14 protein-coding genes are annotated in these 18814 nt (G+C 69.9%); 5 read left to right on the top strand and 9 right to left on the bottom strand.

Annotated features, from left to right (window positions below):
* Positions 1-347 precede the first annotated feature (347 nt).
* On the top strand, positions 348-2033 hold the full coding sequence (locus tag WMF45_RS39720; RefSeq protein WP_437545102.1) for a CTP synthase: 1686 nt from the start codon (positions 348-350) through the stop codon (positions 2031-2033).
* 97 nt (positions 2034-2130) lie between these two features.
* On the opposite strand, the gene WMF45_RS39715 is transcribed toward WMF45_RS39720, so the two are convergent.
* Together WMF45_RS39715 and WMF45_RS39710 are read right to left on the bottom strand one after the other, a co-directional pair.
* Positions 2131-3093: an acyl-CoA desaturase gene (locus tag WMF45_RS39715; RefSeq protein ID WP_437711167.1), complete on the bottom strand. Its 963-nt coding sequence runs from the start codon at positions 3091-3093 to the stop codon at positions 2131-2133.
* A gap of 130 nt (positions 3094-3223) precedes the next feature.
* Positions 3224-4213: a diacylglycerol/lipid kinase family protein gene (locus WMF45_RS39710; RefSeq protein ID WP_437711166.1), complete on the bottom strand. Its 990-nt coding sequence runs from the start codon at positions 4211-4213 to the stop codon at positions 3224-3226.
* 95 nt (positions 4214-4308) lie between these two features.
* On the opposite strand from WMF45_RS39710, the gene WMF45_RS39705 reads away from it, so the two are divergent.
* The gene (locus tag WMF45_RS39705; protein WP_437711164.1) at positions 4309-5631 is read left to right on the top strand and encodes a hypothetical protein; all 1323 of its coding nucleotides are present in this window, start codon (positions 4309-4311) and stop codon (positions 5629-5631) included.
* Between the two features lie 36 nt (positions 5632-5667).
* Here WMF45_RS39705 and WMF45_RS39700 read toward each other — a convergent pair whose 3' ends face one another.
* The 3 genes from WMF45_RS39700 to WMF45_RS39690 all read right to left on the bottom strand — a co-directional run bounded on the left by WMF45_RS39700 (position 5668) and on the right by WMF45_RS39690 (position 8968).
* A complete protein-coding gene (locus WMF45_RS39700) occupies positions 5668-7680 on the bottom strand; it encodes a hypothetical protein (RefSeq protein ID WP_437711162.1) in 2013 nt (670 codons plus the stop codon).
* Between the two features lie 88 nt (positions 7681-7768).
* A complete protein-coding gene (locus WMF45_RS39695; RefSeq protein WP_437711160.1) occupies positions 7769-8293 on the bottom strand; it encodes a TlpA disulfide reductase family protein in 525 nt (174 codons plus the stop codon).
* Positions 8294-8440: 147 nt separating this feature from the next.
* Complete coding sequence (locus WMF45_RS39690; RefSeq protein ID WP_437711158.1) at positions 8441-8968, bottom strand: TlpA disulfide reductase family protein; 528 nt, start codon at positions 8966-8968, stop codon at positions 8441-8443.
* A 407-nt stretch (positions 8969-9375) separates the two neighbouring features.
* On the opposite strand from WMF45_RS39690, the gene WMF45_RS39685 reads away from it, so the two are divergent.
* From WMF45_RS39685 to WMF45_RS39675, 3 genes are all read left to right on the top strand, one after another.
* A complete protein-coding gene (locus WMF45_RS39685) occupies positions 9376-10605 on the top strand; it encodes a hypothetical protein (RefSeq protein ID WP_437711156.1) in 1230 nt (409 codons plus the stop codon).
* A gap of 126 nt (positions 10606-10731) precedes the next feature.
* The gene (locus tag WMF45_RS39680) at positions 10732-11832 is read left to right on the top strand and encodes a P-loop NTPase (protein WP_437711154.1); all 1101 of its coding nucleotides are present in this window, start codon (positions 10732-10734) and stop codon (positions 11830-11832) included.
* Between the two features lie 127 nt (positions 11833-11959).
* Positions 11960-14017: a S1 RNA-binding domain-containing protein gene (locus tag WMF45_RS39675; protein ID WP_437711152.1), complete on the top strand. Its 2058-nt coding sequence runs from the start codon at positions 11960-11962 to the stop codon at positions 14015-14017.
* Between the two features lie 86 nt (positions 14018-14103).
* Here WMF45_RS39675 and WMF45_RS39670 read toward each other — a convergent pair whose 3' ends face one another.
* Genes WMF45_RS39670 through WMF45_RS39655 form a run of 4 tightly spaced genes read right to left on the bottom strand, consistent with a single transcriptional unit; the run spans position 14104 to position 18808 of the window.
* Entirely contained in the window at positions 14104-15336 is a 1233-nt protein-coding gene (locus tag WMF45_RS39670; RefSeq protein ID WP_437711150.1) for an ABC transporter permease, read from the bottom strand.
* On the bottom strand, positions 15333-16553 hold the full coding sequence (locus WMF45_RS39665; protein WP_437711148.1) for an ABC transporter permease: 1221 nt from the start codon (positions 16551-16553) through the stop codon (positions 15333-15335). The genes WMF45_RS39670 and WMF45_RS39665 overlap by 4 nt, the downstream gene beginning before the upstream one ends.
* Complete coding sequence (locus tag WMF45_RS39660) at positions 16550-17347, bottom strand: ABC transporter ATP-binding protein (protein ID WP_437711146.1); 798 nt, start codon at positions 17345-17347, stop codon at positions 16550-16552. The genes WMF45_RS39665 and WMF45_RS39660 overlap by 4 nt, the downstream gene beginning before the upstream one ends.
* Positions 17348-17353: 6 nt before the next feature.
* Positions 17354-18808: an efflux RND transporter periplasmic adaptor subunit gene (locus WMF45_RS39655; protein ID WP_437711144.1), complete on the bottom strand. Its 1455-nt coding sequence runs from the start codon at positions 18806-18808 to the stop codon at positions 17354-17356.
* Positions 18809-18814 lie beyond the last annotated feature (6 nt).

Genomic DNA, 18814 nt, shown 5'->3' with positions numbered 1-18814 from the left:
CCCGAGGGACTCGACCCTTCTTGGGACATCGGATTGTCCTTTGCATTGACGCGCTGGGAGAGCGGCCTAGAATGCCGGCGGATTCAGAGCGGCATCACGTCGCGCAGGCTTGCCGTGGGTCCCTGCCGGTTGCAGATGGGCTCGTACGGCAGGTCAGGTTCTGTTGCCGGCGCGGGGTTCCCCGTCGCGGGGTTTCCTCCGGCTTCGGTCCTGCTGACGGGGCCGTGCGGCTTGTAAGCCGGGCAAGGTATTTGCCGTGGACAGCCGACCCTTGGCGGCGCTCACCTTGGAGCGCCGCTCGAGGGACTGGTTACAGGCGCGCACACGGCGCTGCGGAGCGATGGGTCATGAGCAAGCGGACCAAATTCGTCTTCGTCACAGGCGGAGTCGTATCGTCGATCGGCAAGGGACTGGCTGCGGCCTCGATCGGGGCGCTGATGGAGTCCCGTGGGTTGAAGGTCACCCACCTCAAGCTGGACCCGTACATCAATGTCGATCCCGGCACGATGTCCCCCTACCAGCACGGCGAGGTCTTCGTCACAGACGATGGCGCGGAGACCGATCTCGATCTCGGGCACTACGAGCGCTTCACGCTCGCCCGGATGAGCCGCCAGAACAACTTCACCACCGGCCGCGTCTACGAGGCGGTCATCTCGAAGGAGCGCCGCGGCGAGTACCTCGGGGCGACGGTGCAGGTGATCCCGCACGTCACGGACGAGATCAAGCTGCGCATCCGTTCTGCTGCGGACGGGGCTGACGTCGCGATTGTCGAGGTCGGCGGGACCGTGGGTGACATCGAGTCGCTTCCGTTCATCGAGGCCATCCGCCAGCTCAAGGTGGAGTCGGGCGCGCAGAACGCGATCTCGGTGCACGTCACGCTGGTGCCGTTCATCGCGACGGCGGGCGAGCTGAAGACGAAGCCCACCCAGCACTCGGTGAAGGAGATGCGCGAGATCGGCATTCAGCCGGACATCCTCCTCTGTCGCTGCGATCGGCCGCTCCCGCGCAGCATGAAGGAGAAGATCTCCCTCTTCTCGAACGTCGCCGTCGACTGCGTGATCGCGGCCGTCGACGTCGACTGCATCTACGAGCTCCCCCTCGTGCTCCACGCCGAGGGGATCGACGAGAAGATCACGGAGCTGCTCAACATCTGGGCGAGGCAGCCGGACCTGTCGCCGTGGCAGCGCATCGTCGAGCGATTCAAGAAGCCGTCCCGCGGCATCGTGAAGATCGGCGTCGTCGGCAAGTACGTGCACCTGCGTGACTCCTACAAGTCGCTGCACGAGGCGCTCGTCCACGGCGGGCTCCACAACGACGTGCGGGTCGAGCTCGAGTACATCGACTCCGAGCAGATCGAGGCGCGCGGCGCGCCCGAGCTGCTGTCGAACCTGGACGCCATCCTCGTGCCCGGCGGCTTCGGCGATCGCGGGACCGAGGGGAAGATCGAGGCCATCCGCTACGCGCGCGAGGAGAAGATCCCGTTCTTTGGGATCTGTCTCGGCATGCAGCTCGCGGTCGTCGAGTACGCGCGCCACGTCTGCGGCATGACGGGAGCCAACTCCGTGGAGTTCGATCGCAACGCGGCCGACCCGGTGATCGATCTGATGCCCGACCAGAAGGGGGTCGTCGAGAAGGGCGGGACGATGCGCCTCGGCGCGTACCCGTGCGTCCTGGACAAGGGCTCGATCGCCGCGGAGGCGTACGGGCAGACGAGCATCAGCGAGCGGCACCGGCATCGGTACGAGGTGTCGAACAAGTACCGCGAGGCGATGGTGCAGAAGGGGCTCGTGCTCTCCGGGACGTCACCCGACCAGCGGCTCGTCGAGATGATCGAGCTGCGCGAGCACCCGTACTTCGTGGGCTGTCAGTTCCATCCCGAGTTCAAGAGCCGCCCCCATAGCGCGCACCCGCTCTTCGCGCGCTTCGTGCGCGCCGGTCTGGAGCGCCAACGCGAGCGCAACAAGGCCGAGAAGCCGAAGCCCGGCGATTCTGCCGCCGCCCACACCCAGCAAGCTGCCTCGTCCGTCAACTAGAGCGGGGTGCACAGGTTCGTGCGTCGCGAGCTCTTGCGGACGAAGGCGGCCCTGCAGCCTCCGTCCGCAGATCATCGATGACGAACGCCGCGCACGATCAGACGTCGCCGAGGCTCGGCCGGCCCAGCGGCGGGGCGTCAAGGGGCTCGGCGTTCGTGGCCTGAGGGGCGAGGAGCGGCGAACGCTCGCCGACCTCCTTGATCAGGTTCCGCTGCAGCACGTGCGCCGGCGCGGTCCTGAGCTCCCAGATCAGGCCGAGCTTCTCCATCGCGCGCAGGACGTAGAAGCTGACGTCGATCTCCCACCAGAAGAAGCCCTGGTTCGCGCTGCTCATGTAGTGGTGGTGGTTGTTGTGCCAGCCCTCGCCGAGGGTGATCAGCGCGAGCCAGAAGTTGTTGCGGCTCGTGTCGGTCGTTGCGTAGCGCCGCGAGCCAAACACGTGCGCGAGGGAGTTGATCGTGAACGTGCCGTGCATGAGCGCGCACGTCGACACGACATAGCCCCACAGGAACGCGTCGTAGCCGCCCACCGCGAAGAGCAGCGCCATCATGCCGAGCGGCCCGACCACGTGGTAGCGGTCCAGCCAGCGGAGCTCAGGGAAACCCGCGAAGTCAGGGATGCGCTTCAGGTCGAGCTCCTCGTGCTCGCGGCCGAGCCACCAACCCATGTGCGCGTACCAGAACCCCCTGCGGAGCGGGCTGTGGACGTCGCGCTCGGTGTCCGAGTACTTGTGGTGGACGCGGTGCGTCCCCCCCCACCACAGCGGGCCCTTCTGGGTCGCCGTGGTGCCGAGCAGCGCAAGCAGGAATTGCAGGCCGCGGCTCGTCTTGTAACTACGGTGCGAGAAGTACCGGTGGTAGACCGCCGTGATCGCGAACATCCGGACGACGTACGTGGCTGCGGCGAGCGCCGCGAGCTTCCACGTGGCACCTCGGAGGATGGCGACCACGGTGCCCACGTGGATCGCAGTGATCCCCAGCACGTTGAAGATCTGGCCGAGGCTGGGGCCAGGTTTCGGTACGACGACCCGTGTAGGGCTCGATGCAGGCGCTTGCGTCATGGGTTCCAAAGTGGATGCAGCATCGAGCACGCCCGTCACTGGGGCTCACGACGCTGGTCATGATTCCGTCATGCGATGCGGCAGCCGGCTCGCCGACAGATCGGCGCAGGGCGCCGACGAGCGCGCGATCTCAGGGGCGCAGGGAGAGGACGTCGATGGCTGGCCCGGCGGAGACCCGGATCTCGCTCGCTCGGAGGGGATCGCCGTCGAGGATGTAGGGGCCGTCCCCGATCGAGGTCGCGCTGGCCTCGGCGCCGAACCGGACCGTGAAATCTTGGACGAGGTCGTCGAAGTGGTCCTTGCCGCCGATCCGGCGGCCCGCGAGGACGAGCGGAGCGCGCGGCCCGAGCTCTCGAGGGGGCAGGGCGCTGGCGACGAGGTGAGGGCGATCGAGATCCTCCCCTGCTCGGTAGGTGACCAGCATGTGGATCCCGAGGTCACGCACTGCAGACGAGCAGATGAGCGACCAGGCGCGTGGGGCCAGCTGCCGCCCCTCCACCTCGATCGTGCAGGGCAGCGGGTCGAGGACGCGGCGCGCGTAGGCGCCGCCGTAAAAGGACTCGATGAACACCCGCGCCACGATGCGCGCAGCGCCGCCGTAGCCGTCGCCTCCGCGCTCGTAGTAGACATCGAAGAAGCTGGCCACGAGCCCGGTGCCGAAGATGAAGCCGATGCGCTCCTCGACGCCGCTGCGGGTCGTCGCGCGCACGCGCAGGGTGGGCCGGCGGACGGCGCCATGGATGGCCGCGCCGCTCGGGAGGCCGCGGACCTCGCTGACCGTCCGCGCGAGGAGCGCAGCCGGATCGCCGGTCATGCCCCAGTTCCGCGCGACGGTCGCCACGGTGCCGCCTGGCAGCAGGACAAGAGGCGGCAGCGAGCGATCGCCGAAGGCGCGCGCGAGGGCCGTGACGCCGGCCATGAAGCTGCCGTCGCCGCCAGAGAGCGCGACGAGATCCGTGCCTCGCCGGGCGAGCCGCTCGCAGACCTCCGCGAGCTCCGCGACGTTCGACGTCGGGTGGAGCTCCGCCGCGCCAGCGCACGCGGCCGCCATGCGGTCGATGAGCGACGGCCTCGCCCGGTACCGGCGCGCCGTGGTGTTGACGATGACGTCGATACGCATGGTGCCGGAGCGTGACCGCCCTATAAAACGGATTCCCCGGGTGGTCGAGCCGAAGGGGCTTCGAGCGCGAACTTCGGCGCGGTAAGAGGCGCGTCATGCGCCGCGTGCTCTACCGGTCGATCCTCGCCGGCCTCCTCTCGTTCGCCGCCGTCACCGGCTGCGCGAGCTCGGCCTCCTTACGCGCAGCTGAGGCGGGCAGGTTCGACGAGCTGCGGCGCACCTTGAGCGACGAGCTTCGCCGCGGCGAGCTGGACAGCGACGACGCACGAGCGGTCGCCCGCGCGGTCGCGCAGGGGGAGATCGCGCGCGCGACGCCGCCATCGGGGGCCGATCGGCTGCGCGAGCTCCGGACGTGCGCGCGCGCGCTGGAGGACGCGCTCGCCGAGCGCGCCGCGGGCTCGGACGCGATCGCGACCGCCGCGGCGATGATCCTCCTCGAGGCGGGGCTCACCGACCCGGAGAGCGTGAAGCGGTATGCAAGCGACGCGGCGGCGGGGAGATCCCCCGGCAAGGACGCGGCGCTCCGCGCGCTGGAGACGCGGGCGCTCGTCACAGCCGAGGACGGCGCGGTGCGCCGCTCGCGGATGCTCGACGGAGATCAGGAGGTCCGCGTCTCGGCGCTTCGCGCGGCCGCCGCGGCAGCGGACCCGAGCGATCGGGAAGCGCTGCTCGAGGCGGCGCGGCTCGATCCTTACCCGCTCGCGCGGACGCTGGCGATCCGCGCCGCCGGGGCGCTCGGCGGTCAGGACATCGTGCTGGCGCTGCGCGATGTCTGGACCCTCTCGGATGAACCTGGGCGCGAGGCGATCGCCGAAGCGTGGGCGACGCCGCGCGCGCTGGACGGCGGCGGACGCGCGCAGCTGCGCTGGGCGATCTCCACCCAGCGCGGCGCGCCCGCGATCGCCGCCGCGCGCGCGCTGATCCGCGCGGGGGGCGAGGGCGCCGGCGAAGCGATCTCCGTCCTCATCGGCTCCATCCGCTCCAGCCAGAGCCGGGATCGCGTCTACGCCATCCTCTCCGCGCCGCTCCAGGACCCGGCGGTGCGATCTGCGCTCATCGACGCGCAGGGCGATCCGGATGAGGCCGTGGTCTTCGCCGTCCATAGCCGCCACGTCGACGCCGCGCCGCGGGACGTCGCGGCGCGCGAGCGCTCCGCGGCCGTCGCTTGGCTGATGAAGCTCACCGCGGGGACGTCGACGCGCGCGGTGCTGGCGCGGGGAGTCCTCGCACGTGCAGGAGTCCGCGCGGTCGTGCCGCTGCTGGAGCGCGACGTCCGATCCCGCGAGATCCCGGTGCGCGAGGCGGCGGGGGCGGGCCTGGTCGCGCTCGGCGAGATCCCGCGCGCCGCATCGCTCCTCGCCGACCCCGAGCCCCAGGTCAGGACCTCGGTGGCCTGCGCCATCCTCGAGGCGTTCTGAGCGTTGCCGAGGCGGCGATCGAGGTGGCCCGGTCGCTCAGAACCTGGAGACGAGCTCGAGCCGCGCCCCCTCGAACGGTGGGAAGTTCCGGCACACGCCCGAAACGCAACGCAGGCCCGCGCGCCGCTGCCCGACGAAGAGCTGCACCGTGTCGACGACCTGGTCGAGCACTGTCTCCCTCGACCCGGCTTTCCACTGAAGTCCCCCGTTGAAGTAATGGCAGAGCTCGCTGCTCTTGCCCGGCGCACACCCAGGCGCGTTCGTGTACTCGTAGCCGAAGATCGCAGCGAGATGGGGCGACCACTGGAGCGCGACGTAGTTGTCCCCTTCGACCCAGGACGATTCGAAATTCTCTGGCCTGTAGCGCCGGCGGCTGTTGCCCTGTGCCTGGAGGGAGAACGCGCCGGCGAGGTGCTTCACGATGTCGTACCGGACGTAGCCCTCGCTGTAGAAGACGTCTCCCGTGTCGGCCGCATCGGATTGCCGAACTCCAGCCCAGGCGCGCACGTGCGAGCGGCGACCATCGAAGTCGATCTCGGTGCCTGCTGCGGTATCCCAGGTGTCGGTCCTGTAGGTGTCGTCCGTCTCGCACACTTCATTCGGCTTGCGCTCGGAGAAGCTCACATAGCGGCCGAGCCAGGCATAGATGGCCGTGCTCCGATTGAAGCGGTAGTCCACGCGGGCGCGACCGCCGGTCACGCAGACATTGGGGCTCCCGATCGGCTCGACGTAGATGGGCTCCGCCGTCGGAAGCTGGTTGTACGCCACGCCTTCGAACTCCGGCGCGTTGAACCCCGGGTTCGACAGCGGGGAAACGTCGATGTTGGCCGAGAGCGGGAAGAATCGCCGGTAGTGCTTCCCTTCGAGTGCGACGGCGAGCGGACCTCCGCGCCCGTTCGCCGCCAGATAGACCGCGTAGCCGGATAGGTCCTCTTCCGGCTCGTCATCCCGGTTGGGGCGACCGCTGCGGAACTGCTGACCGGCCACCTCGACGTAGACGTCCCCGCGCTCCGCGATGGACGGAATGCTCACCGAGCCGCTGAAGGTGCGGATCGTGTTGCGCTGCCGCTCGGGGGGGTTGCTGACGAACTCCGGGAACTCACTGGCGCACAGGCGTTGCTGCTCCCTGCGCTCATCGACGTCCTCAATCGGCTGGGCCGCGGCCATGCATCGGTTGAACTCCTTGGTGTATGACTTGCGCAGCAGCAGCACGCCGTTCGCAGCGAGCTCGACGCCCTTCACGCCCGCCTCCAGGCGTCCGCCGAGCACGGTGTCTTCCAGGTAGTTCGGCCGGGCCCCCTCGATCGCATTGTAAGGCCGGTTGCTTTGGTTGAAGTCGATTGTGGTCAGGTCGCTTGCGCCAGGGAAGGCGAAGAAGAGCGGCGACCCGTCCCCGTGGAGCCGCCTGCCGCTCGCGTCGTCGACGCGCAGAGGGTTCATCTGCCCGGCGAAGGCGGTGGCCTCCAGCCTGAACAGCTGGAAATCCTTGTCGAGCACGAGCCTGCCGCCCCTCACGGTCGTGTCGATGGCCAGCTCGTCCATCTTCCGCACGCTGAAGACGAGGCCGCGCCCGAGCTGCGCGTAGAAGTCGCCGACCGTGGCCTCGATGCCCGGCTGCGTGTAGGTGAGCCAGAGCTTCGCCGGGTAGACCGTCGTCAAATACCGGGAGTGGAGCTCCCGAGCGGCGTCGTCCAGCTTGAACGAGACCTCATTGTTCAGGACCTTCCGCTGCAGATCGATGTCGGTCGCCGATGGCCTGGGCACGTAGAAAGAGCCGTTGAGCCGCATACCGAGCTGCAGGCGCCACCAGTTGAGCTGGGCGTCGAGCCGATCGACGAACTCTCCGTAGTTGTCGTCGAGATAGCGCGAAGGATAGCGGCTATCGTCGTTGCGATTGTCGAAGTGGTAGCTGGCGGCCGCGGTGTTCACGACGTCGAGCGAGAGCGGTTCGCCGCCGACGTTCGGGAGATCGACCGCCGCCGCCGGCGAGGCCGCGAGGAGGAGCGTCGCTGTCAGGCAGGAACGGGCGAGGCGGAGCGGGCTGCGCACCGCCCGATCTCTACCATGGACCTCGGCGCCGTGGAGCGAGCGAGCCGCCGATCGCGCCGAGAAGGCGCGCCGGACGGCCGCCCCGGCGCTACAGGCCAAGCGCCTTCTCGACCTGCTCGGTGAGCGCCGCCTCGTCGCCGGGCTGGTACCCGCCGCGCTTCTGAAGAATCGAGCCGTCTCGGCCGATGAGCACGGAGAACGGAAGCTCGCGCTTCGGATTGTACCTGGCGGCCACGGTGGTCTCCTCGTCGAGGAGCACAGGGAAGATCATCTCCCTGTCGTGGACCGTGCTGCTCACCTGCGCCCGCGACTCCGGTCCGTCGAGCGACACGGCGAGCACGACGAACCCCTTGTCCCTGTGCTTCTTGTAGAGCTCGACGAGGTGGGGCATCTCCGCCAGGCACGGATCGCAGGTGGTCGACCAGAAGTCGATGAGCACCACGCTCTTGCCGGCATAGTCCGAGAGCCTGACCGTCTTGCCGTCGAGGGCGGGGAGCGAGAAGTCCGGGGCCGGGCTCGCCGATGAGCCGCCGGAGGCCGATCCGCACGAGGCGGCGGCGAGGCCGAGGACAATGAACGCCAGCGAGAGCGCGCAGCGGGTTTTTCGGTTCATTGGGTTTCCGTCGCGAAGGGGCCGGCCTGAGCGGCCGACCGGGGTGAGAGCTCAACGTCGCGGGCGCCCTCTGCGGCGCCCTGGCAGATTCTCCCTGCACGCGCGCGCCGGCCGGTGGTTCGACGACGCGCCCACGGCGAAGCTCGTTCAGAGCTCGCCGTTCATGATCTTCTCAAAGGTTCGCCAGAAATTGCTGTTTTCCTCGGGCACGCCAGCGACGATCTCCATGATCGTCATGTCCTGCGTCCTGACGATCATGTTCGCCGGGAACGCGTCGGCCTGGAAGAGCGCGCCGAGCTTGTACGAAGGGTCGATCGCCGACGGGTACTGCACGTCGTACCGGGTCGTCCAGCGGTACAGGTCGTTCGGGACCGCCGCCTCGCCCGGGGTCCTTCCGTCTGCGAGCTGAACAAGGAACTCACCGCCCTGGGGTTGATACTTCTTGTAGAGCTCGGGCAGGACGGACTCTGCCTCGATTTTGCAGGGGCCGCACCATACGGACGAGACGTCGATCAGCAGCACCTTCGGCTTCGGCTCTCCCGCGCCGTACAGCGAGCCTTCCGGAAAGACCTCCGTCCCGGTCGGGTTGTAGAAATCGGCGAGCTGAATCGGCTGCATCGTGTCGTTGTGTTCGGCGGCGTTGGCGTACCCGACGAACTGATAGTTCGCGATCACCCGGTGGAGGCTCACCCCATACGGCCCAGCCGGATATCGAGCGTTCGCAGCTTGACCCGTCCCCTCGGGAAAAGGAGGAGCAGGAATGGGATCCTCTTCTGCGCAGCCGACGAGCCCTAGAGCCGCCACGACGAAAAGGCCCATCCCACCGAGAACCGCGTCGATTCGCATGATGCCACCGCCTGAAGTATGGTGTAGGAGTGCTCATTCTTCTGGGCGGCACGGGGGGCGTCAAGGGCAACCTTGGCGTCGCCGCTTCGCTCGGGAGCGCGTTTCCGCAATCTCCGGCCAGGCCCGCCGTGCCTGCCCCGATCCGCGGGTGTTTCCCGCGCTGAGGTCCTATGCAGCAGGTTGTCGCTTCTCACAGCGCCCGTCGGCCCCGTCTCCGTAGTATCCACGCCTTCCTGATGCTGTGCTGCCTGGCGAGCGGGGCGGCCATCGCGAGCGGCGCATGCTCGTCGGGCACGCCACAGGACAAATGCTTCGGGGGGGTCCTCGTCGACGGCGTTTGCGAGGGCAAATGCGAGCCAGAGCTCTGCCTGGAGGGCAACACCTGCGTCGGCAACCGCTGCGTGCTCAGGTGCAGCAGCCACCGCGAATGTATTCCAGGCATCCAGGACTGCGCGCCGGCCGAGGAGGACGACACGAAGGCCGAGACCCTGGTCTGCACGCAGAAGGAGAAGATGGTGGGCTTCGGTGCGCCCTGTCCATTCGGCACCGAGTGCGGCCAGTTCGGGCGCTGCCCCGACGAGACGCCGTGCAACCCGATCCAATGCAACGGGAACCCAGGCGAGTGCGAGCGCGACACGGAGCGGTGCGGCGACGACCCCGCCTGCTCCGCCGGCAAGTGCAGCGACGGCAGCGCCTGCGTCGTCCCGGCCTGCTCTCCCGACCAGTGCACCCCGCTGGAGTGTCTTGGCAAGGGACAGGGCGACGCCGAGGCCTACTGCACGATGCCGCACTGCATGGGCGATGCGGACTGCCCCGGCGGCTTCGAGTGCGCCGTGTCCCGCGATCCTCACGCGATCTGCGGCACGGACAAGGGGGATAACGGCTTCTGCGGTGAGACCGACGAGGAGTGCATCGACCCGTCCACGTTCGGGGACGGCAACACCTATGTCGAGGGCCCGGTGTGCCTGCTGCGCAGCACCTGCGTCAAGCGCACCCAGTGCGCGCCGTGCAGCACCGATTTCGACTGCTCGTTCGCCGCAGAGCAGCGCTGCGTCGCGATCGACGGCGAGCGCCGGTGCGCCAGGTCCTGCAGCGAGGACTCCGACTGCGACCTGGACTACCGGTGCGACGAGGGCGCGTGCATCCCGCGGTTCGGCGCCTGCACCGGCAAGGGCAACTTCTGCGAGCCGTGCCGCAACGACATCGACTGCGGCGACGCGGGCTCCACGATGGAGTGTACCACCACGCTGCGCGGCGAGCGGGCGTGCCTGGACGCGGCGCTCCCCATCCGGTGCACCGCGGAGAACGCGGCAGAGGTCTGCCCGAAGTCGCCCAGCGGGCTCGCCGGCGCGTGCGTGTGCGTCGAGCAGAACTCGGGCGGGGACTGCGTGGACTCGCGGTGCTACCTGCCGTCGCGCCGGCTCGATCGCAGCGACCCCGATTCCAGCGTCTCTACCTGCTGGTGACGGCGCCGGCCGGGCGCAGGAACGGCCTGTGTCGCGCCGCGCCCGGCCAGGCCAGAGCGAGCGCCCGCGGCGACGCCGCGCTCGCCGGTTGACGGGAATCCCGAGCAGTCCTAACTCCTTCGCCCCATGCCCATCACGAAGGACGCCGCGCTCGCCGCGCTGGCAAAGGTCATCGCGCCGGACCTCCAGCGCCCCATCACCGACCTCGGTCGCGTCCGGGAGCTCTCGGTCGAGGGCGAGGCCGTCTCGCTCACCGTCGAGCTGACCAGCTACTTCAAGCAGCGGCTCGCGGCGGACATCGAGGCGGCTCTGAAGGGCGCCGGCGCGAAGGGCGTCCGGATCGCGTGGGACGTCGGCGTCCCCACGCGCACCATCCTTCAGGACGACCCGTCCCCGGGCGTGCGGAACATCATCCTCGTGATGAGCGGCAAGGGCGGCGTCGGCAAGAGCACGGTCGCCGCGAACCTCACCCTGGCGCTCAGCCGCGAGGGGGCCAAGGTCGGCCTCCTCGACGCGGACATGTACGGGCCGAGCGTCCCGACCATGCTCGGCGTGATGGGCCGCCCGACGTCGGCCGATGGGCAGAAATTCCTGCCGCTCGAGCGCTTCGGCGTGAAGCTCATGTCGATCGGCTTCCTGCTGGAAGATCCGAGATCGGCGGTCGTCTGGCGCGGGCCGATGCTCCAGAACGCCCTGATCCAGTTCATGCGCGACGTGGAATGGGGTGAGCTCGACTACCTCGTGCTGGATCTTCCGCCCGGTACCGGCGACATCGCGCTGACGATTTCCCAGAAGATGAGGACCACGGGCGCGATCGTCGTGACCACGCCGCAGGAGGTGGCCCTCCAGGACGTCTACAAATCGGTCTCGATGGCCCAGAAAGTCGGGATCGCCCTGCTCGGCGTGGTCGAGAACGAGAGCTACTTCGTGTGCGACGGGTGCAGCAAGCGGCACGAGCTCTTCGGGGCCGGCGGCGGGCAGAAGATCGCGGAGTTCGCCGAGGCGCCGCTGCTCGGCCAGATCCCGATGGATCCGGCCATCCGGGAGTGGGGCGACGCCGGCACGCCGGTCGTACAGGCTGCCCCGAGCAGCCCGATCGCGCGCGCTTTCGTGGATGTGGCGGAGCGGCTGGCCGGCCAGGTCAGCGCCCACAACCTCGCGAGCGGGGGCGGCCTCCGCATCGATCGGAGCGGGGGGACCAACAAGCACCTGCCCATCATGCGGTAGGCTCTCGCGTAAACGTCCCGGATACGATATGGTTCCGGCCCCTTCCCCCCATTCAACCGAGGGGGCCGCTGGAGAGAACGCGAGCACGTTTCGCCCCCATCGGCATGCGTTGTCGCGCGAGGCGCGGATGAATACCCACGAAAATACCACCACGCCGGCGGACGCGCCGGGAGCTCCGGCCGACCAGGGCGGCCCGCTCGAGTCGTCGAACGCTGCGCCCGAGCAAGCAGCCCAAGCCCATGAAGGGGGGTCCACCCCCCCAACCGAAGCGAGCCACGAGCCCGGCGGAGAAGCGTCGTCGCAGGCGAGCTCGGACCAGTCCGAGGCGACACCGGCCGCGGCGGCGAGCGCCGCCCCGGCGAGTGATGCCGACGACGAGTGGGAAGAGCAGCCGGGCGACAACATCGGCAACCGCGTTCCAGGCTTGCCGCGGGATGATATCGGCAACCGCAAGCCGGGGTTCTCGCCTGGCAGGCGGACCCCTCCGGCGGCCGCGAAGCCCGCGCCGGCCGCGAAGCCCGCGCCGGCCGCGAAGCCCGCGCCGGCCGGAGAGGCCGGTGCTGCCGCGCAGACCGAGGGTGGCGCTGGAAAGAAGCGCCGTCGCCGCCGTCGCCGCAAGGGCGCAGAGGAGGCCGGCCAGCCCGAGGGCGAGGCAGCTGAGGCGGCCGAGGCCAGCGGCGCGGAGGCGGCCGACGCGGCAGAAGCAGAAGAAGAGGAGGGTGAGGAGGAGCAGGCGGCCGACGAGGCCGGCGGGCAGCCGCAGCCTGGTGGCGAGAAGCGCAAGCGGCGCAAGGGGCAGGGCGCGCCGCCGCCGCGCGAGCGCCCGGCCTTCAGCATCGGCGAGGAAGTGTTCGGTAAGGTCAGCAAGATCACCGACCACGCCATCTGGATCGACATCGCCGGGAAGGCGACGGGGCTGTTCGACCGCCGCGAGATCCTCGAGGAGGAGCCGCCCGTCGAGGGGGATCAGTTCATCGCGACGGTGGCGAGCACCGGCGTGCGCGGAGGCATGCTCCTCCTGTCGAGGGCGCCGGTGCAGCTCGATCAGGCGCGCGCGCGCGCCGAGGCTGCGCTCCAGAGCGGCGAGTCGATCGAGGGGTTCGTGACCGGGGCGGTGAAGGGCGGGCTCGAGGTCGACCTCGGCGGCCTCCGCGCCTTCGCGCCGGCGTCGCACGTCGATCTGCGCCACGGCGCCGACCTCAACTACCTCGTGGGCCAGCGGCTCGACTTCGGCGTGACCCAGTTCGCGAAGAAGGGGCGCGACATCGTCGTGTCCCGCCGCAAGATGCTCGAAGAGGAGAGCCGGAAGGCGCGCACCGAGGCGCTCACGTCGATCGAGCCCGGCTCGCTGCACAAGGGCATCGTGCGCAAGGTCGTCGCGTGGGGCGTGTTCGTCGCGCTCCCCGACGCCGGCGGCGTCGAGGGGCTGGTCCACATGAGCGAGGCGAGCCACGACCGCGGCGCCAAGCTGGCCGACCTGTTCAAGCCGGGCGCGGAGCTCGACGTGAAGGTCCTCCGCGTCGACGACAAGGGCAAGCTCTGGCTGAGCCGCAAGGCCGCCACGGTCGACCCGTGGGACGCGGTGAAGGAGAAGTACGCGGTCGGCACGCGCCACAAGGGCAAGGTCGCTCGCCTGCAGCCGTTCGGCGCGTTCATCGAGCTCGAGCCGGGCATCGATGGGCTCATCCACACGGCCGACCTCTCGATGAAGCCGATCCAGCACCCGGACGAGGTCGTGAAGGTCGGTGACGACGTCGACGTTGTCGTCGCGACCTGCGACGCCGCGGGCCGGCGCATCGGGCTCCACCCTGCTCCGCCCGAGGGCGAGGAGAGCGAGCCGCGCCAGCGCGTTCAGCAGGGCAAGGCGGTGAAGGTGTCCGTCACGCAGGTGACCGAAGGGGGGCTCGTCGTCCGGGTGCTCGGCACCACGGGGCGAGCGGCTCGCGGCTTCATCCCGGCCGGCCACACCGGTACCCAGCGTGGCACCGACCTCCGGAAGGAGTTCCCCATCGGGACCCAGCTCGACGCGAAGGTCATCGAGGTGGATCCGCGCCGGGGCGAGGCCAAGCTGTCGATCCGCGCCCTCAAGGAAGACGCCGAGAAGCAGGCGTACCAGCAGTACCGCGCGGGGGTCGCGCGCGAGGCCAAGTTCGGCACGTTCGCCGACCTGATGAAGAAGAGCTGATCCCGGGGAGGCGCGCGCCGCGCGTGCGGCGGCGCCTCCGCCTCCCTTCTCCTCCAGCCACCGCCCGCGGTCCGGCGCGCTTCGCGCTACTCGCGCCCCAGCGCGTTCACGGGATCCATGCGCGCGGCCCGCCGCGCCGGGAAGAACCCGAAGACGATCCCGATCGCCGTGCTCACCCCGAGCGCGACCGCGAGCGCAGCCGGCTCGAGCCTCATCGGCCAGCCGAACGCGCGCGAGAACCCGAGGATGACGCCGTACCCGAGCGCGCTGCCGACGACGCCGCCCAGCGTGGCGAGCACGAGCGCCTCGAGAAGGAACTGCAGCAGGATGTCGATCTCCCGGGCGCCGATGGCCATCCGGATTCCGATCTCCCGGGTGCGCTCGGTGACGCTGACCAGCATGATGTTCATGACGCCGATGCCGCCCACGACGAGCGACACCGCCGCGATGCTGACGAGCAACGCCGAGAGCGCCGCGAAGATCGCGTCCTGCATGGCCTGGAACTCCGCCTGGCTCCGGACGGCGAAGTCGTCCTCGTCGTTCTCGCCGATGCGGTGCCGCTGGCGGAGGATCGCCTCGGCCTGCTGCCTGGCGCGCTCCGACGTCTCGGCCGACGTCGAGCTCAGCAAGATGGCGTGAACCTCCCCGGGCCGCGTGGCGATGACGTGCGACCGCATCGTGGTGATGGGCATCAGCACGATCTCGTCCTGGCTCTGCCCGAAGGGCGACGCCCCCTTCTCCTCCAGCACGCCGAGCACGCGGTACATCTGGCGGCCGATCCGCACCATCCGCCCGACAGGATCGAGCGATCCGAACAGATCGCGCGCTGTCTGAGCCCCGATCACGACGACCTTCTCGGAGAGGTTCTCCGAGGCGGGGCTCCACGGCTCTCCCTGCGCGACCTTCCAGCTCCGGATCTCGAAGTAGTTCAGGCGCGTCCCGACGAGCGTCGGGCTCGCGTTCTGGCCCTCGTGGATGACCTGGGCGCTCGACCTGAGGAACGGCGCCACGAGCCGGATGCTCGTCGACTCGCGCGCGAGCGCCTGGCCGTCGAGCTCCGAGAGCTTGGCGCCCGCGGTGCTGCGGACGCCCGAGGCGCGGGCGGAGCGGGCGAAGACGATGAGCGAGTTGGATCCGAGGTTCGAGATCTGCGCGTTGACGTTGGCGCGCGCGCCGCTCGCCAGCGCCGTGACGGTGACGACGGCCGCGACGCCGATCGTGATCCCCAGGATCGTGAGCCCGGCGCGGAGCTTGTTCCGGCGGACGGCGCGCAGCGCGATCACGACCGCCGAGAACACCCGGGTGAGCGTGGCGCTCATTCGTGCCTCAGGGCGGCGATGGGATCCTGACGGGCCGCGCGGCGGGCCGGGAAGAACCCGAAGACGATCCCGATCGTCGCGCTCGTCCCCACCGCGACGACGACCGCGCTGGCCGGCAACGTCATGTTCCAGCCGAGCGTCGCGGCGAGGGCCTTGATGACGCCGAGCCCCGCGCCGAGCCCGAGCACGCCCCCGATGAGCGACAGGGTGATGGCCTCGACGAGGAACTGGACGAGGATGTCTCCCTCGGAGGCGCCGATGGCCATGCGGATGCCGATCTCGCGCGTCCGCTCGGTGACGCTGACCAGCATGATGTTCATGACGCCGATCCCGCCGACGAGGAGCGACACCGCGGCGATCGAGGAGAGGAGCATCGTCAAGGTGTCCAGGATCCGCTCCTGGGACGCGCGGAACTCCGCCTGCGTGCGGATCACGAAGTTCGGCTCGTCGTCCGGCGCGATCTCGTGGCGCTGCCGGAGGATCCTGTCGATCTGCGCCACCGCGCGATCGACGGTCCGCTCGCTCGTGGCGGCGGCGACGAGCATCTGCACCCTGCCCGGAGCGCTCGGCACGATCCGCGACCGGAAGCTGCCGATCGGCATGAGCAGCCGGTCATCCTGGTCCTCGCCGAAGGGCGATTGCCCCTTCTTCGCGAGCACCCCGATCACCCGGAACGGGTGCTTGCCGATCCGGATGTACCGGCCCACGGCCTCGCCCGAGCCGAACAGGTTCTCCCGGACGGTCTCGCCGATCAGGCAGACCTTCGCCTTGAGCTGCTCGTCGGCCTCGGTCCAGCCCTCGCCCATCCCGACGCTGTACGAGAGGATCGAGAGGTAGCTCCGGGTCACGCCCATGACCTGGGTCGCGACGTTGGCCTCTCCGGCCACGACCTGCGTCGACGTCGAGCTGAACGGGCTCAGCGCGGCCACGCTCGTCGACTCCTTCAGGATCGCGATCCCGTCGGCCTCCGACATCCTCGCGTTCTCGCGGCGCTTCAGCCCCGACGCCTGCGTCGACTGCGGGAAGATGTAGATCGAGCTCGCCCCCATGCCGGAGATCTCGCCCAGGACGCGGTTGCGCACGCCCGTCCCGAGCGCCACGACGATCACCACGGCCGAGACCCCGATCAGGATGCCGAGTACCGTCAGGGCGGCGCGGAGCTTCGAGCGGACGATGGCGCGCAGCGCGATCCGGACGGCGGCGAGGTAGCCGCTCATGGCGAGAGCTCGTCGCTCTCCGCCGCGGAGAGCGGCAGCGCGGCCAGCGCCGCTGCCGCGTCGACGGGGCGATCGTTCCTGAGATCGCTGCGGATCTCGCCGTCGCGCATCGTGATCACGCGGCTCGCGCAGGCGGCGATGTCCGGCTCGTGCGTCACGAGGACGATCGTGATCCCGCCCCGGTTGAGCCGCTGCAGCAGCCCGAGCACCTCGTAGCTCGTGCGCGTGTCGAGGTTGCCCGTGGGCTCGTCGGCGAGGAGCAGCGGCGGTGAGGTGACGAGCGCCCGCGCGATGGCGACGCGCTGCTGCTGCCCGCCCGAGAGCTGGTTCGGCGTGTGGTGCAGGCGCTCGGCCAGCCCCACCGCGCCGAGCGCGTCGAGCGCCCGCTCGCGCCGCTCCGCCGCGCCGACGCCCCGGTAGACCAGCGGCAGCTCGACGTTCTCGAGCGCCGTGGTGCGCGGCAGCAGGTTGAAGCCCTGGAAGACGAACCCGATAAGGCGGTTCCTGACGATCGCGCGCGCGTCGTTGCTTCGCCGGGTGACGTCGAGGCCGTCGAGCCGGTACGTGCCATGCGTCGGCCGGTCCAGGCACCCGATGATGTTCATCAGGGTGCTCTTGCCCGAGCCGCTCTGCCCGACGATCGCGACGAAATCGCCGTGCTGGATGGTCAGATCCACGTGCCGGAGCGCCCTCACGATGACGGCCTCGGTCGTGTAGTCCTTGCCGACGCTCGAGAGCTCGATGAGCGGCTCGTCTCGGGGCGCCGCGGCGACGTCTTGGCTCTGGGGCAGCATCACGCCTCAGAACAGCCGAGGGCCGCGCCCCCTGCCGCTCGCTGACGGATCGTCGTTCTCGTCGGTGACGACCTTGAGCGGCCCGAGATCGGACCCGAGCGCGGTGAAGATGCCGTCGGTGATCCCGACGTCCACGACGCGCAGCTCGATCTTCTCCGCCCCGGGGGTCGCGTCGGTCAGCACGTAGACTCGGCCCTTCTTCGGCGGGAGCGGCTCGAGCGGCGGCGCCTTGATCTCCTTGCCGTCCTTGTCCCGCGCCGGGGCGGGCTTGAACCGGAGCGCCGCGTTCGGCAGCCGCCGCACCCCCTTGGCCTCGGCGGACCGGACGCTCACCGTCGCCGTCATCCCCGGCCGGAGCTTGACGTCGGGGTTGTCGACCTCGACGACCGCCGCGTACGTCACGACGCCGGACTGGCTCAGCGGGCTGTAGCGCACCTGGCTCACCGTCCCTCGGAACGTCTCGCCCGGGAACGCATCGACGCTCACGTCCGCCGTCATGCCCTCGCGGAGCCGCCCGACGTCCGCCTCGTCGATGTCGGCGAGCACGCGCATCTTGCGGAGATCCTGGGCGATCACGAAGAGGGTCGGCGCCTGGAAGCTCGCCGCCACGGTCTGCCCGGGGTCGATCGCGCGGCTGATGACGACCCCGTCGATGGGCGAGAAGATGCGCGTGTACTGGAGGTTTGTCGTGGAGGAGCGGAGCACCGCCCTGAGCTGCGCCACCTGCGCCTTCGAGGCCGCGAGGTCGGCGAGCGCGACGTCGTAGGCGCCCTGCGCCGTGTCCAGATCGGCCTGCGAGCCCACCCCCTCCGCGACCATCTTCCTCGCGCGCTCGAGCCGCTGCTTGGCGGTCCCCAGCGACGCCTCCGAGCGCACGACGCTCGCGTTGGCCGCCGCGATCTGCGCCTGGTTCGAGTCGATCTGCGCCCCGAAGAGCGTCGGATCGATCTCGGCCAGCACGTCGCCGGCCTTCACGATGCTGTTGAAGTCCACGTAAACCTTGGTGATTCGCCCCGAGACCTGGGCGCCGATCTGAACCTCGGTGAGCGGCTTGACCTGCCCCGTCGACTGGACCACTTCGAGCACGTCGCCCGTCGTGATGTCGCCCGTGACGTAGCGCGGCGGCGGCGGGGGCCTCGTCCGGATCCTCCAGACGACGAGCCCCGCGACGAGCGCTGCGATCGTCGCGAGCACCCCGAGGCGAGCGAGCCAGCGCTTCGTGCCTACCCGGGAGAGCTCCTGCTCCAGGCTCTCTCCCCCACGTCGAGGACGCGGCTCGCCCTCGCGCGGGCCGCGGGCTGCCGCGCCGCCGGGGGGCGCCGGCGCGGTCGAGGCCGGTCGCGTCTCGCCCGGCGCCGCCTCTCCGGGACGGAGGCGCTCCGTTTCCGTGGTGGCCTGCGCAGCAGGGGGCGGCGCGTCGAGGGGGTCGCGACCGGTCGCCCGAGCCATGGAGTCGGCCATCGGACG

It is taken from the genome of Sorangium sp. So ce448 (assembly GCF_051520915.1).
Lineage (GTDB): Bacteria > Myxococcota_A > Polyangia > Polyangiales > Polyangiaceae > Sorangium > Sorangium cellulosum_B.
Note: the sequence above shows the minus strand (reverse complement) of the source record. Positions and strands in the feature narration are given on the sequence as shown.